The sequence below is a fragment of the Aquirufa nivalisilvae genome, assembly GCF_004307455.1.
GTDB lineage: Bacteria > Bacteroidota > Bacteroidia > Cytophagales > Spirosomataceae > Aquirufa > Aquirufa nivalisilvae.
Genome location: NZ_SEWX01000005.1, coordinates 593,296 through 605,469, shown reverse-complemented (window position 1 = coordinate 605,469; position 12,174 = coordinate 593,296). Strand labels below are relative to the sequence as shown.

Here is a 12,174-nt window from a genome sequence, read left to right as displayed (position 1 = left end):
GAATAAATGTTATCAAAAATCTTTAAGACCTATTCTAGAGGCATTTTTCGCATTTTGTCTAAATGTTTTTTATCCATCCAGAACAAATAAACGCCTACCAAAACAAAGAATACTAAGAATACCAATAATGAAAATATCATATAGGAATCAGCTCCTGGTATCGTGGAAATAAATTGCTTAAACATGGTCTTATTTTTTAGAAATGTCTGTACCTAATCTTTGTAAATAAGCAATCAAAGCGATAATCTCTTTATCTGAACTTACTTTGATTTTTTCTTCTGCTAAACGAGCTTGAATTTCTTTCGATTGAGCCTCTAAGTCTTTTACAGCATTTTTGATTTGAACGTCATCATATGGAACGCCCAATGTCTTCATTGCTTTCAATTTTGCTTGTGTTTGAGATGTATTTAAACTTTGCTCATACAACCAATCGTAAGCTGGCATGATGGATCCAGGTGACATTGATGAAGGTTCACGCATGTGATGATAATGCCATGAATCGGGATATTTTCCTCCTTCACGATGCAAATCTGGTCCAGTTCTTTTTGATCCCCACAAGAAAGGGTGATCGTAAACAAACTCTCCTGATTTAGAAAACTCACCATAACGCTCTGTTTCACTACGGAATGGTCTTACTAATTGCGAGTGACAATTGACACAACCCTCGCGGATATAAATATCACGTCCTTCTAATTCTAAAGAAGTATATGGTTGTACCGCTGCAATGGTTGGTACATTGGATTTAACCATAAAGGTTGGAATTAATTCAACTAAAGAACCCACCAAAATCATGATTAAAGAACCAATCAATAATTGAATTGGTCTTCTTTCAATCCAGCTATGCCAGTGCAAGCCTTTTACTTCTTTTTCAGAAACAATAACTTCAAGTGGAGCAGCTTCAGCAGGTTCGTTAGCTAAAAGTGTACCTTGAGCCATCGTTTTAAATAAGTTGTAGGCCATTAATATAGCACCTACTAAGTACAAGCTTCCACCCAAAGCACGCATTTGGTGCATTGGAATGATTTGCAACGTAGTATCTAAGAAGTTACCATATTGCAGTGTTCCTTCTGGAGTAAACTGCTTCCACATCATTCCTTGGGTGAAACCAGAGATATACATCGGGATAGCATAGAAAGCAATTCCTAAAGTACCTATCCAGAAGTGAGTTTTTACTAATTTTTCAGAAAATAAAGTAGTTTGGAATATACGTGGAACCATCCAATACAAGATTGCGAAAGTTAAGAAACCATTCCATCCTAAAGCTCCAACGTGAACGTGCGCTACAATCCAGTCCGTAAAGTGAGCAATAGCGTTCACATTCTTTAAACTTAACATAGGGCCTTCAAATGTGGCCATACCGTAAGTTGTGATACCCACAACCATAAATTTCAAGATCGTATTTTCACGTACTTGATCCCAAGCACCACGCAAGGTTAACAAACCATTAATCATACCACCCCAAGATGGTGCAATCAACATAATAGAGAATACTACTCCTAACGATTGTGCCCAATCAGGTAAGCTAGAGTAAAGTAAGTGGTGAGGACCAGCCCAGATATAAATAAATATCAAAGCCCAAAAGTGTAAAATAGATAAACGATAAGAATACACTGGACGATTGGCCATTTTAGGTAAGAAATAATACATTAAACCTAAGAATGGAGTGGTTAAGAAGAATGCAACCGCATTATGTCCATACCACCACTGAATTAAAGCATCTTGAACGCCAGCGTACACATAATAACTTTTGAATAGCGAAATTGGTAACTGTACCGAGTTAGTTAAGTGTAAAACAGCTACAGTGACAAACGTGGCAATGTAAAACCAAATAGCCACATATAAGTGACGCTCTCTACGTTTGATGATCGTACCAAACATATTGATACCAAATGCTACCCATACCAAAGTAATGGCAATATCAATAGGCCATTCCAATTCAGCATATTCGTGAGAAGTTGTAATACCTAATGGTAATGTGATAGCTGCAGCTACAATGATTAATTGCCAACCCCAAAAGTGGAACGACGAAAGAAAATCACTGAACATACGTGCTTTTAAAAGCCTTTGAAGGGAATAATACACACCTGCAAAGATGGCATTACCCACAAAAGCAAAAATCACGGCATTAGTATGCAGTGGACGTATACGACCAAATGTTCCGTATTGAGTGACGTTCATTGCAGGTTCGAACAACTGCGAGGCAATGATGACCCCAACAAGCATTCCAACAATACCCCAGATAATGGTTGCAATGGCGAAATTCCGAACGGTTTTATTGTCGTACGAGAATTGATCCAAAGTAGTCGTTTGTGACTTCATAAGCGTTTAAATTGAGTTTAATTAATAGTCTTTTTATCATCATTAAGAATGCGCATGCCTGGAGTAATGAGGTCATCTTGTTGTCCTGAGCGTACAAACCAAATAAAGGCTAACAGGAAACCGATGGCCATGAGTAAACTCAAAAAAATCATTAAGTACATTATTTCCATGGCACTATTATTTAGAGAACAAGGATTGCAGAAAGAGTTTTAGTACTCCATACTACTTTGTAAAGTTCTTTTTATATCGGGGCTTAAAATATGATTTTCCTCAGCTAAGTTGTGTACTGTATATGATTTCAATTTGTTTTTAATTTGCTTACCATAAATATTCATTCCCCAGGTAGCAATAATCAACATACTAATTGAATTTACGGGCATTAAAATAGCAGCCACCAATGGAGATAAATTCCCTTGTACTGCAAAACTTAGTCCGATGGCATTATATACCAAGGATACCAAGAAACTCATTTTGATTAAGGTAATTGCCTTTTGGGAGAATTGCAAAAATTCAGGTAAGCGACTTAGCGAACGGCCTTGCAAAATGGCATCACTGGCGGGTGTAAAATGTAAGTGATCATCTGAAACGGCTATCCCTACATGTGCTTGTTGTAAGGCACCCGCATCATTCAATCCATCTCCTATCATCATGACTTTCTTGCCTGCAGCTTGCAATTCGCGTATGAATTCCATTTTATCCATAGGACTGCATTCAAACTTCATGTGGCCTTCTTCTGAAAACCAATCTTTTAAGCTCTTTGCATGACTGGCTTTATCTCCAGAAACTAAATACACATCATAGTGATGCTGTAATTTTCGGAGCATGTATTCTACGCCATCTCGGTTTTCCCATGGGAAGTCCAAATATCCAAGTGACTCCTCTCCTATTTGTATAAATAATTGAGATTCAGATGAATAGAAATCCTGAGGCGAATGATAATTAATGTCTAAAAATTTGGCAGATCCAAGCTTAATTGTCAAATCCCCCCATTTTGCTTCCAAACCTTTACCAGGGATTTCCTTGAAGGATGATAAGTGGATTAAATTTCTGTTGCCTAAGCTCTGCGTATAAGCACAAAGTCGACGAGAAAGTGGATGGGTAGACTGTACAGATAAAGAATATAAAAGATCTAATTCCTGTTCGCTGATATGACGATTTAACTGATTTTTAGGAGCCTCAGATTTGGCAAGGGTTAACGTTCCTGTTTTGTCAAATACTAAGGTGTCAACCTGCCCCATACGTTCTAATGCCTGAATATCCTTGACATATAAGTGGAATTTAGACAGCCAACGAACGCCATGGCCTAGTGCAAATGGGTATGAAATGGCTAAAGCGCAAGGACAGGCAATCACCAAAATACTGACCACCGAATTCTGCCATTTACTTGGATCAACCTGTATCCAGTATGCTGCTACGACTGTTGCCAAAGTAATTAGGCCAATGGTAAAATAAACTCCAACTTGATTGGCAAAGTTTTCCCAGTTTTCCATTTTAAAACTAGGATCTTTAAACGCTTGCTGTTCCCATAATTGGGTTAAATGACTTTGTTGGAGGTCTTTTTTGACTTCAATTTCGATCATTTCTCCGTGATGCTTCCCTCCTGCATAGATTAAGTTTCCAGATTGTATGGGAACCCATTCACTTTCTCCTGTAACAAAACTATAATCCATGTTACTTTTCCCTTTCATCAAAATCGCATCTGCTGGAATGATCTCTTCATTCCGGATACGCAAACGATCTCCTACTTTGATTTCACTTAATGGAGCTGTTTCCTCATTTCCATGAATGATTTTAGTAATGACCAAAGGAAAGTATGAGGTATATTTTCTTTCAAAGGATAAAAAATCAAAGGATTTTTGTTGAAACCATTTCCCTACCAACAGAAAAAACAAAAGTCCAGAAACAGAATCCATATAACCTGCTCCAGTGTGACTCAGGATTTCATAAACACTTCGAGAATAACCCACCATAACGCCTAAGAGTATAGGCATTTCAATGGTTATTTTTTTTAATTTTAAGTGCGCCCAAATGTTTTTGAAATAATCTGAACCTGAGTAAAATAAAGCTATAGACCCCAAGACCAGGTTTAAATAGCCGAATAAGTTCTTTAAACTTCCATCCTCAATACCTAAATATTCAGGAAAACTAAAAAGCATGATGTTGCCAGCACAAAAGCCGGCAACACCTAGTTTGATGAAGAGTTGTGTTTGTTGAGAAAGTCTTTTTTTCTTCTCTTTGCCTTCGGATTCTTCGGATAAAAGAGGTTCATATCCAATTTTTGCCAATAAAGAGGCCAGTTCGCCTAAACTAATCTCATTTTCTTTAAACCAAATACTCAAATCCTTCTTTCCAAAATTCAATTGTGTTTTAATAATTCCAGGATTCAGTTTGTGCAGGTTTTCTAATAGATATAAACAGGACCTACAGTGAATACTGGGGAGATTAAAACTGACTTTTGAAACTTCTTGATTTGAAAACTGAATTAGTTTATCTCTAAAAGCAGGTTTGTTGAGGTAATCAAAGTTTTGATTACTGGGCGAAATACCAGGATTTACATCACAGGTGTAGTAGTTACTTAATTCATGATCGTTCAGGAGCTCATACACATTTTTACATCCCTGACAGCAAAATTCCTTCTCTTGAAATTCGATGATTTCGTCAACAAATGGCTCTCCGCAGTGATAGCAGATGTTTTTTGTTAGGGTGGTATGGACAGGTTGTTCCATCATAAACTCAATCTTTTTTCAAAGTTCCTCTGAAAAAACTGCTCTGTTAATGATAAAAAGCAGGTCAAAACATGAGCATTGTCATGAAATTAATTCCAGAGTAAATCTACTTTCGTAAACAAATTTTAAAAAGTATGGATCAAATGATCGAGACCGAACGTAAAGTACTAGCTAGCGGAATAGAAATCAACTATTTAGCTAACGAATTTTTGTTCCGTCAAGGTCAGAAAGCGGAGTTTGTATTCTATTTTCAAGGAGGTGAAATTGCTTTAAAGTCGTTCAATTCCCCAGAAGGTATTATATATCACGCCAATCCTATATTTCTAGGTATCAGTGAAGTTCTTGAAGGCAAAAAGCATAGCTTTTCTGCTGAAACACTTCAAACATCAAAATTTTTAGTTTTTGAGAAAAATTATTTTTTGATGCTGATGCAAGAGTTTGATTTTGCATCGTCCTATTTTGAGCAAAAAAGTAAGGAATTCGACGCCGTATTTACGGAATTAGTTCCTCATTGAACAGGATTTTAATTAAGAGGTTTAACCTCTGTAAAAAATAGAGTGGTAAGTTAAAAGGGTTGTACTGCCCTGCTTGACATTGTCGGGCAGGGCTTTTACTTTTTTATTAGTTTTTAGTTATTAGTGTTTAGTTATTTGTAATAGACGTATTTCATAACTAATCACTTAAAACTAATACCTATTTCAGCGGGCTATCCTTCTCTTTTTTCAAGGTATTATACACCAGCCTATCCATGAAACCGTTTAGCCATTTGTTTAAAAAGACAGTCAGTTTTCCTTGGAAGGTTAATACCAAGGTCTTTTTCTTTTGTTCAAAGGCCGTATAAATGCGTGCCGCTACTTCTTCAGCCGACATCATTTTTTCTTCGTCACGCATCGTATCACCTGTGATTTTACCTTCTGAATTCAAAGAAGCATTTCGGATGTTGGAAGCCGTAAAACCAGGACATGCCGTTAAGACATGTACACCTGTTTCTAATAATTCTGTTCTCAATGCCTCTAAAAAGCCATTCATAGCAAATTTGGAAGCCGAATAGCCAGTTCTTACCGGTAAACCTCGGTATCCCGCAATGGATGAAATACCGATGATTCCTCCTTTACTTTCTTTTATATAAGGCAAAGCAGCATGGGTAGCATACACCATTCCCCAGAAATTAATGTCCATCAATTGCTTCAATACTTTCAGATCTACATTTTCAAACATGGACCTCATGGAAATCCCCGCATTATTAATCAATATGTCAATCCTTCCAAATTCTTGAACTACCTGAGCGACCATGGCTCTGGTTTGTTCTTCTGAACTACTATCACAAACAATAGCTTGGCAGGAAATATTGGCTGCAACTAATTCCGCCTTCGCTTCTTCAAGCTTAGCTTCATTTCGACCCGTTATTACAACTAGGGCACCTTTGTTTCCATATTCAAATGCTAAGGCTTTTCCAATTCCAGAAGAAGCACCTGTGATAATGACGACTTTGTTTTTCATATGCAAAATTTGTTCTCAAAGTTAAGCTTTTATCCCATAATTGATTGACTAGCCAAATGAAAGCCCTATTTTTGTGCCAGAATTTACCTTATGAGCGCCAGAAAATATAAAATCCCCCAAGTCCTAGAACAAATTTCCATCCTTGATTTCGCAGCTGAAGCTAAATGCATTGCGAAGGTAAACGATGAAGTTATTTTCGTACAAGGTACAGTTGCCCCTGGTGATATAGCCGATTTACGTATTCTTAAGTCGAAAAAGAAGTTCAAACAAGCTCAGGCGATCAACATTCAAGCACTGTCTCCTTTTAGGACAGATGCTCCTTGTACTCATTTTGGCGTATGCGGTGGATGTAAATGGCAACACGTTTCTTATGAAGCTCAATTAGCTTTCAAACAGCGACAAGTGAAGGATAATTTAGAGCGAATTGCTAAAGTTAAATTGCCTGAATTTCAACCTATTTTAGGTTCTGATGAGGCATATTATTATCGTAATAAATTAGAATTTACATTTTCATCTTCTCGCTGGTTAACCAATGAGGAGATTGGAAAAGATGATTTAGGTTCCATGAATGCCCTAGGATTCCACGTTCCTGGTCGTTTCGATAAAATATTACCTGTAGATCACTGTTATTTACAACCAGATCCTTCCAATGCCATTCGAAATGGTGTTCGTGATTTTGCAGAAGCCAATGGAATTTCATTTTATGAATTAAAAAATCAACAAGAAGGCGCTTTACGTAACCTGATTATACGAAATGCAAGTTCTGGTGAATGGATGGTGGTCGTACAGTTTGCATATGCCACGGAGGAAGAAATTAGCTTGGTGATGAATTACCTAAAAAGCCATTTCCCAATGATTACTTCTTTGAATTATGTGGTGAATCAAAAAGGAAATGATACTTTCCATGATTTGGATGTCATTTGTTTTCATGGTAAGCCATTTATTGAAGAACAAATGGAAGATTTGCGTTTTCAGATTGGGCCTAAATCCTTTTTCCAAACCAATGCCAAACAAGCTTTGCGTTTATATCAGTTGGTTAGAGAATACGCTGATTTACAAGGAGATGAGTTAGTATATGATTTGTATACTGGTACAGGAACTATTGCTTTGTTTTTGGCCAAATATGCAGCCAAAGTAGTAGGATTAGAATATGTAGAAATGGCAGTAGAAGATGCCAAAATGAATGCCATTCATAATAAAATAGATACAGCTTCCTTCTTTGCAGGGGATATGAAAAAGCTTTTAACAGAAGAATTCATTGCGCTTCATGGAAAACCTCAAGTGGTTATAACTGACCCTCCTCGGGCTGGTATGGATGAAGATGTGGTTCGTCAAATTCTTCAAGTTCGCCCTGAAAAAATTGTCTATGTTAGTTGTAACCCAGCTACACAAGCGCGTGACTTGGCTTGGTTAGATGAAGCGTATGAGGTGGACGTTGTTCATCCTGTTGATATGTTTCCACAAACACACCATGTGGAAAACATCGTTCGCTTACGACTAAGAAAATGCTAGAATGGTTCGTTCAAAGGATCAAAATCTGCAGGAGGTAAATTCATTTTACTTCCTTTAAAAACAGAATCACTATTTCCTTGCTCAAATTGAGATGCAGTATCCCCTAATTCACTGAGGTTGAATACTCCATTTCCATTGCCATCCGCAAAAGGTTGGAAATCCAAATCACAATATTTGGTGAACTTACCGATGAACTTCAACCACACATTTTCAAGGGAACCAGAACGGTTTTTAGCCATGATGATTTCTCCCATTCCTGCAATGGAATTACCTTGTTCATCTGTGGTAATGCCATAGTACTCAGGTCGATAGATGAACATAACCTGGTCAGCATCTTGCTCAATGGCTCCCGATTCACGAAGGTCAGATAATTGAGGCTTTTTATTACCTCCACGCGTTTCTGTTGAACGATTTAATTGAGAAAGCGCAATCACTGGTACATCCAATTCTTTCGCTAATTGCTTTAATGCACGGGAAATCTGGGCAATTTCTTGTTCACGGTTACCACTTGCCCCTTTCCCAGATGTATCTCCTGTCATCAATTGCAAGTAGTCAATGACTATGAGTTCAATGTTCTTTTGAGCTTTCAAACGACGACATTTGGCTCTTAATTCCAATATGGATAAAGCAGGAGTATCATCGATATAAATAGGTGCTTGGAATAATTTATCAATCTTGGTGTGCAATTGTTGCCATTCATGCGGCTCCAATTTACCTTTTCTAATTTTTTCAGCTTCAATCTCAGCTTCAGCAGAAACAATACGATTGACCAATTGAATCGAACTCATCTCCAGCGAGAATAAGGCAACTGCATGGCCAAAGTCCAAAGCCGCATTTCTACAAGCGGAAACAACAAAGGCCGTTTTACCCATACCTGGACGAGCGGCAATGATGATAAGTTCTTGTTTTTGCCAGCCTGAAGTATGGCGATCTAATTCCGTAAAACCTGAAGGAATACCCGTAAGGCCACTTTTTTGCTTTTGTTTCTTTTCTAATTCATCAATGGCCTTCTTCAAAATATCCGACATACTTTCGTAGTTCTTTCGGATATTGGATTCAGCAATGGAAAACAATTCTTGTTCCATACGATCCAAAATTTGAAATACGTCAGTCGTATCTTCATAAGCTAAACGCTGAATTTCAGAAGAAACATGAATTAGTTGACGTTTAATGAATTGCTCAATGATGATCCTAGCATGAAATTCTACGTTGGACGTGGAACTTACACGTGAAGTTAATTGGGCTAAATAACTCGTCCCTCCTGCTTTTTCTAAGTCTCCATTAACTTTTAGGTAATTGTTGACGGTTAGTAAGTCGACAGGCTGCGAAGCTTGGAACAATCCCTGAATGGCCTGAAATATCTTCTGATGAGCTTCTTTGTAAAAAGTCTCAGGTTTCAATAATTCAATGACGTTGGCTAAGGGTTCCTTTTCCAACATCAAAGCCCCCAATAATACTTCTTCTAACTCAGGTGCTTGCGGAGGAAGCTTTCCTAAGCCTAAATCACTTAATCGTGCAGGTTGATTGGAACGATTATAGCTAGAATTTGCTTTTTTAGAAATTGATGAGGGATTGTTTGATTCCATAGACTACAATTTTACAATATTTTGATAAAAATATCATTCTAATCAACCGATTAAATTTCAATTATTCTCTATTTTAGTAAATATTTTTCACCTTAACTTTTTCATACTTGTTAGAAAAAATTATTGCCTTAACGGATGTGTCTCTGGTTGATTTTCTCGGAGTCTCAAATTCCAACTTAACACTATTGACGGAAGCTTTTCCACAAACCAAAATCATTGCTCGCGGTGATCAAATCACAGTTCGCGGTTCAGATGACCAAATTTCTTTGGTGGAAGCCATTGTCAATCAATGTATCAAGCATTTAGAAAAACATAGTTCTTTGTCGGCCAACCACATGAAGGCCTACATTGATTTGATCTTAAACCCAACAGGAGAAGAAAATGAAACTCCTTGGGTGGAAGATAAGGACGTTTTGCTTTTTGGAACCAAGGGATTGGTCATTAAAGTAAAGACTCCTAATCAACGCAAATTGGTAGAAGCAGCTAGTAAAAATGATATTGTATTTGCCATTGGGCCAGCTGGTACAGGTAAGACTTATACGGCGGTAGCCTTGGCCGTAAAAGCACTTAAAAACAAGGAGGTCAAAAAGATCATTATTACCCGCCCTGCCGTTGAGGCTGGTGAAAATTTAGGTTTTTTACCAGGTGATTTAAAAGAAAAAATCGATCCCTACCTACGTCCAATTTACGACGCATTGGAAGACATGATTCCTGCAGAAAAATTAAAATTCTATATTGAAAATAGAACGATCGAAATAGCACCTTTAGCGTATATGCGTGGTCGAACCTTGAATAAAGCATTTATCTTGTTGGATGAAGCTCAAAATACCACTTCGATGCAAATGAAGATGTTTTTGACGCGTATGGGTATTCAGTCGAAAACCATCATAACAGGTGATAAATCCCAAGTCGATTTACCTAAAAACCAAGTGTCTGGATTAGGTGAAGCAGCCAATATATTGAAAGGTATTGCTGGTATTTCATTCGTAGAATTGGATGGCTCCGATGTAGTACGTCACCGCCTAGTTCGTGAAATTATTGAGGCTTACGGAAAACAAGAGAAATAAGATGGTCGAAATCACTCAAGCCAAATCTTTGGAGGAAATACACGAGGTTTTTGCTATCCGAATCGAGGTATTTGTGGTGGAACAAGCCTGCTTACCATCTGAAGAGTTTGATGAATTGGATGCACAAGCCAAGCACTATTTATTGTGGGAAGATGGAAAACCGGTGGCAACTGGTCGTTATCGAAAAACAGAGAAAGGGATTAAAGTTGAGCGTATCGCAACACTAGCATCTGTCAGAGGAAAAGGATATGCCAGTCAGATCGTGCAACACATTATTCAAGAAGCCAAAATGGCTTATCCAGAGCTTACTTACTTTTATTTGCATTCTCAACAATCTGTCATGCCACTTTATGCCAGTTTAGGATTTATGCCTTATGGTGAAACTTTTATAGAGGCAGATATTGTTCATCAAGCAATGTCACTCATAATTAGGGATTAGTTATTAGTGATTAGTGTTGGTGATTTCGGAGATTTACTCCATTAACAATTGATGATTATGACAAAGAAAGTCGAGTTAGTGTATCCTCCAGGCGAGGTACATTTTGTGGGAGATGGGTTTAGAGTGCATAATTTTATTCCTAGTCGATACGGTTTGGACATGCAACGCATGAGTCCATTCATTATGTTGGATTATGGTTCTAAACACTATTTCGCTCCTTCTAAAGAACCTAAAGGTGTGGGAGTTCATCCACATCGAGGTTTTGAAACAGTGACCATTGCTTATAAAGGTCGTGTAGCTCATCATGATAGCAGTGGTGGAGGTGGAATTATAGGTGAAGGAGATGTTCAGTGGATGACTGCAGCTTCAGGTGTATTGCATAAAGAATACCATGAGGAAACTTTCAGTGCCGAGGGTGGTGATTTCCAAATGGTACAATTGTGGGTTAATTTACCTGCAAAGGATAAAATGTCCCCACCTAAGTATCAGGCTATCTCCAACCAACAAATCAAGAAAGTCGATTTAGGAGATTCAGGCTTCATAGAGGTGATTGCAGGAGAATATCAGGGTATAAAAGGGCCAGCATTTACATTCACTCCCGTGAATATGCTGAATGCCAAATTAAAGCGTGGAGCAAAAGCTAGTTTTTCATTTTCCGCTTCTTATAACACCTGTTTATTGGTTATTGAAGGTAGTGTATCAGTCAATGGCACTGAAGATGTTGACTTGGATAATTTAGCTTTAATGGAAAACAATGGAGAAGATTTTACGATAGAAGCTAAAGAAGATAGTATTGTATTGATTCTTAGTGGTGAACCTATCCATGAACCCATAGCAGCCCATGGTCCATTTGTCATGAATACGCGTCAGGAAATCATGCAAGCTTTTGAAGATTTTAATGCAGGAAAATTCGGGTATTTATCGTAGATAATAGAGTTCTAGCACTGCTAGATCTCTTGAAATACAGAATCCCTCAAAAAAATAAAGCCCTAGCATCGCTAGGGCTTTATTGGTATAGATCTTAA

Annotated in this window: 11 protein-coding genes; 5 read left to right on the top strand and 6 right to left on the bottom strand. The window is 37.7% G+C overall.

Annotated features, from left to right (window positions below):
• Positions 1-29: 29 nt before the first annotated feature.
• From EWU22_RS09510 to EWU22_RS09495, 4 genes are read right to left on the bottom strand one after another with little or no spacing between them, the layout of a single operon-like run.
• A complete protein-coding gene (locus EWU22_RS09510; protein ID WP_109323092.1) occupies positions 30-185 on the bottom strand; it encodes a CcoQ/FixQ family Cbb3-type cytochrome c oxidase assembly chaperone in 156 nt (51 codons plus the stop codon).
• Between the two features lie 4 nt (positions 186-189).
• The gene (gene ccoN / locus EWU22_RS09505; RefSeq protein WP_130925337.1) at positions 190-2,319 is read right to left on the bottom strand and encodes a cytochrome-c oxidase, cbb3-type subunit I; all 2,130 of its coding nucleotides are present in this window, start codon (positions 2,317-2,319) and stop codon (positions 190-192) included.
• 17 nt (positions 2,320-2,336) lie between these two features.
• Positions 2,337-2,489 carry a cbb3-type cytochrome oxidase assembly protein CcoS gene (ccoS, locus tag EWU22_RS09500; protein WP_109323090.1) on the bottom strand — a complete coding sequence of 51 codons (153 nt, stop codon included), beginning with the start codon at positions 2,487-2,489 and terminating at the stop codon, positions 2,337-2,339.
• Positions 2,490-2,528: 39 nt separating this feature from the next.
• Positions 2,529-5,048 carry a heavy metal translocating P-type ATPase gene (locus tag EWU22_RS09495; protein ID WP_130925336.1) on the bottom strand — a complete coding sequence of 840 codons (2,520 nt, stop codon included), beginning with the start codon at positions 5,046-5,048 and terminating at the stop codon, positions 2,529-2,531.
• A gap of 131 nt (positions 5,049-5,179) precedes the next feature.
• Between EWU22_RS09495 and EWU22_RS09490 the strand changes: the two genes are divergently transcribed.
• Positions 5,180-5,560 carry a cyclic nucleotide-binding domain-containing protein gene (locus tag EWU22_RS09490; protein ID WP_109323088.1) on the top strand — a complete coding sequence of 127 codons (381 nt, stop codon included), beginning with the start codon at positions 5,180-5,182 and terminating at the stop codon, positions 5,558-5,560.
• A gap of 178 nt (positions 5,561-5,738) precedes the next feature.
• On the opposite strand, the gene EWU22_RS09485 is transcribed toward EWU22_RS09490, so the two are convergent.
• Entirely contained in the window at positions 5,739-6,545 is an 807-nt protein-coding gene (locus EWU22_RS09485) for an SDR family oxidoreductase (RefSeq protein WP_130925335.1), read from the bottom strand.
• A gap of 90 nt (positions 6,546-6,635) precedes the next feature.
• Here EWU22_RS09485 and rlmD point away from each other — a divergent pair, with 90 nt between their 5' ends.
• A complete protein-coding gene (rlmD, locus tag EWU22_RS09480; RefSeq protein WP_130925334.1) occupies positions 6,636-8,057 on the top strand; it encodes a 23S rRNA (uracil(1939)-C(5))-methyltransferase RlmD in 1,422 nt (473 codons plus the stop codon).
• Here the strand turns inward: rlmD and dnaB are convergent.
• Positions 8,054-9,643: a replicative DNA helicase gene (dnaB, locus tag EWU22_RS09475; RefSeq protein WP_130925333.1), complete on the bottom strand. Its 1,590-nt coding sequence runs from the start codon at positions 9,641-9,643 to the stop codon at positions 8,054-8,056. The genes rlmD and dnaB overlap by 4 nt on opposite strands.
• 107 nt (positions 9,644-9,750) lie before the next feature.
• Here dnaB and EWU22_RS09470 point away from each other — a divergent pair, with 107 nt between their 5' ends.
• Genes EWU22_RS09470 through EWU22_RS09460 form a run of 3 tightly spaced genes read left to right on the top strand, consistent with a single transcriptional unit; the run spans position 9,751 to position 12,076 of the window.
• Entirely contained in the window at positions 9,751-10,710 is a 960-nt protein-coding gene (locus tag EWU22_RS09470) for a PhoH family protein (RefSeq protein WP_109323084.1), read from the top strand.
• A gap of 1 nt (position 10,711) precedes the next feature.
• Positions 10,712-11,149, top strand: coding sequence for a GNAT family N-acetyltransferase (locus EWU22_RS09465; protein ID WP_130925332.1), 438 nt, complete (start codon positions 10,712-10,714; stop codon positions 11,147-11,149).
• Positions 11,150-11,206: 57 nt separating this feature from the next.
• Positions 11,207-12,076, top strand: a complete 870-nt coding sequence (locus EWU22_RS09460; RefSeq protein ID WP_231962870.1) for a pirin family protein — start codon at positions 11,207-11,209, stop codon at positions 12,074-12,076.
• Positions 12,077-12,174 lie beyond the last annotated feature (98 nt).

Bases quoted from the DNA above. Each gene is read 5' to 3' on its own strand.
- EWU22_RS09510 (WP_109323092.1), bottom strand. From the start codon at position 185: ATGTTTAAGCAATTTATTTCCACGATACCAGGAGCTGATTCCTATATG.
- ccoN (WP_130925337.1), bottom strand. From the start codon at position 2,319: ATGAAGTCACAAACGACTACTTTGGATCAATTCTCGTACGACAATAAA.
- ccoS (WP_109323090.1), bottom strand. From the start codon at position 2,489: ATGGAAATAATGTACTTAATGATTTTTTTGAGTTTACTCATGGCCATC.
- EWU22_RS09495 (WP_130925336.1), bottom strand. From the start codon at position 5,048: ATGATGGAACAACCTGTCCATACCACCCTAACAAAAAACATCTGCTAT.
- EWU22_RS09490 (WP_109323088.1), top strand. From the start codon at position 5,180: ATGGATCAAATGATCGAGACCGAACGTAAAGTACTAGCTAGCGGAATA.
- EWU22_RS09485 (WP_130925335.1), bottom strand. From the start codon at position 6,545: ATGAAAAACAAAGTCGTCATTATCACAGGTGCTTCTTCTGGAATTGGA.
- rlmD (WP_130925334.1), top strand. From the start codon at position 6,636: ATGAGCGCCAGAAAATATAAAATCCCCCAAGTCCTAGAACAAATTTCC.
- dnaB (WP_130925333.1), bottom strand. From the start codon at position 9,643: ATGGAATCAAACAATCCCTCATCAATTTCTAAAAAAGCAAATTCTAGC.
- EWU22_RS09465 (WP_130925332.1), top strand. From the start codon at position 10,712: ATGGTCGAAATCACTCAAGCCAAATCTTTGGAGGAAATACACGAGGTT.
- EWU22_RS09460 (WP_231962870.1), top strand. From the start codon at position 11,207: ATGACAAAGAAAGTCGAGTTAGTGTATCCTCCAGGCGAGGTACATTTT.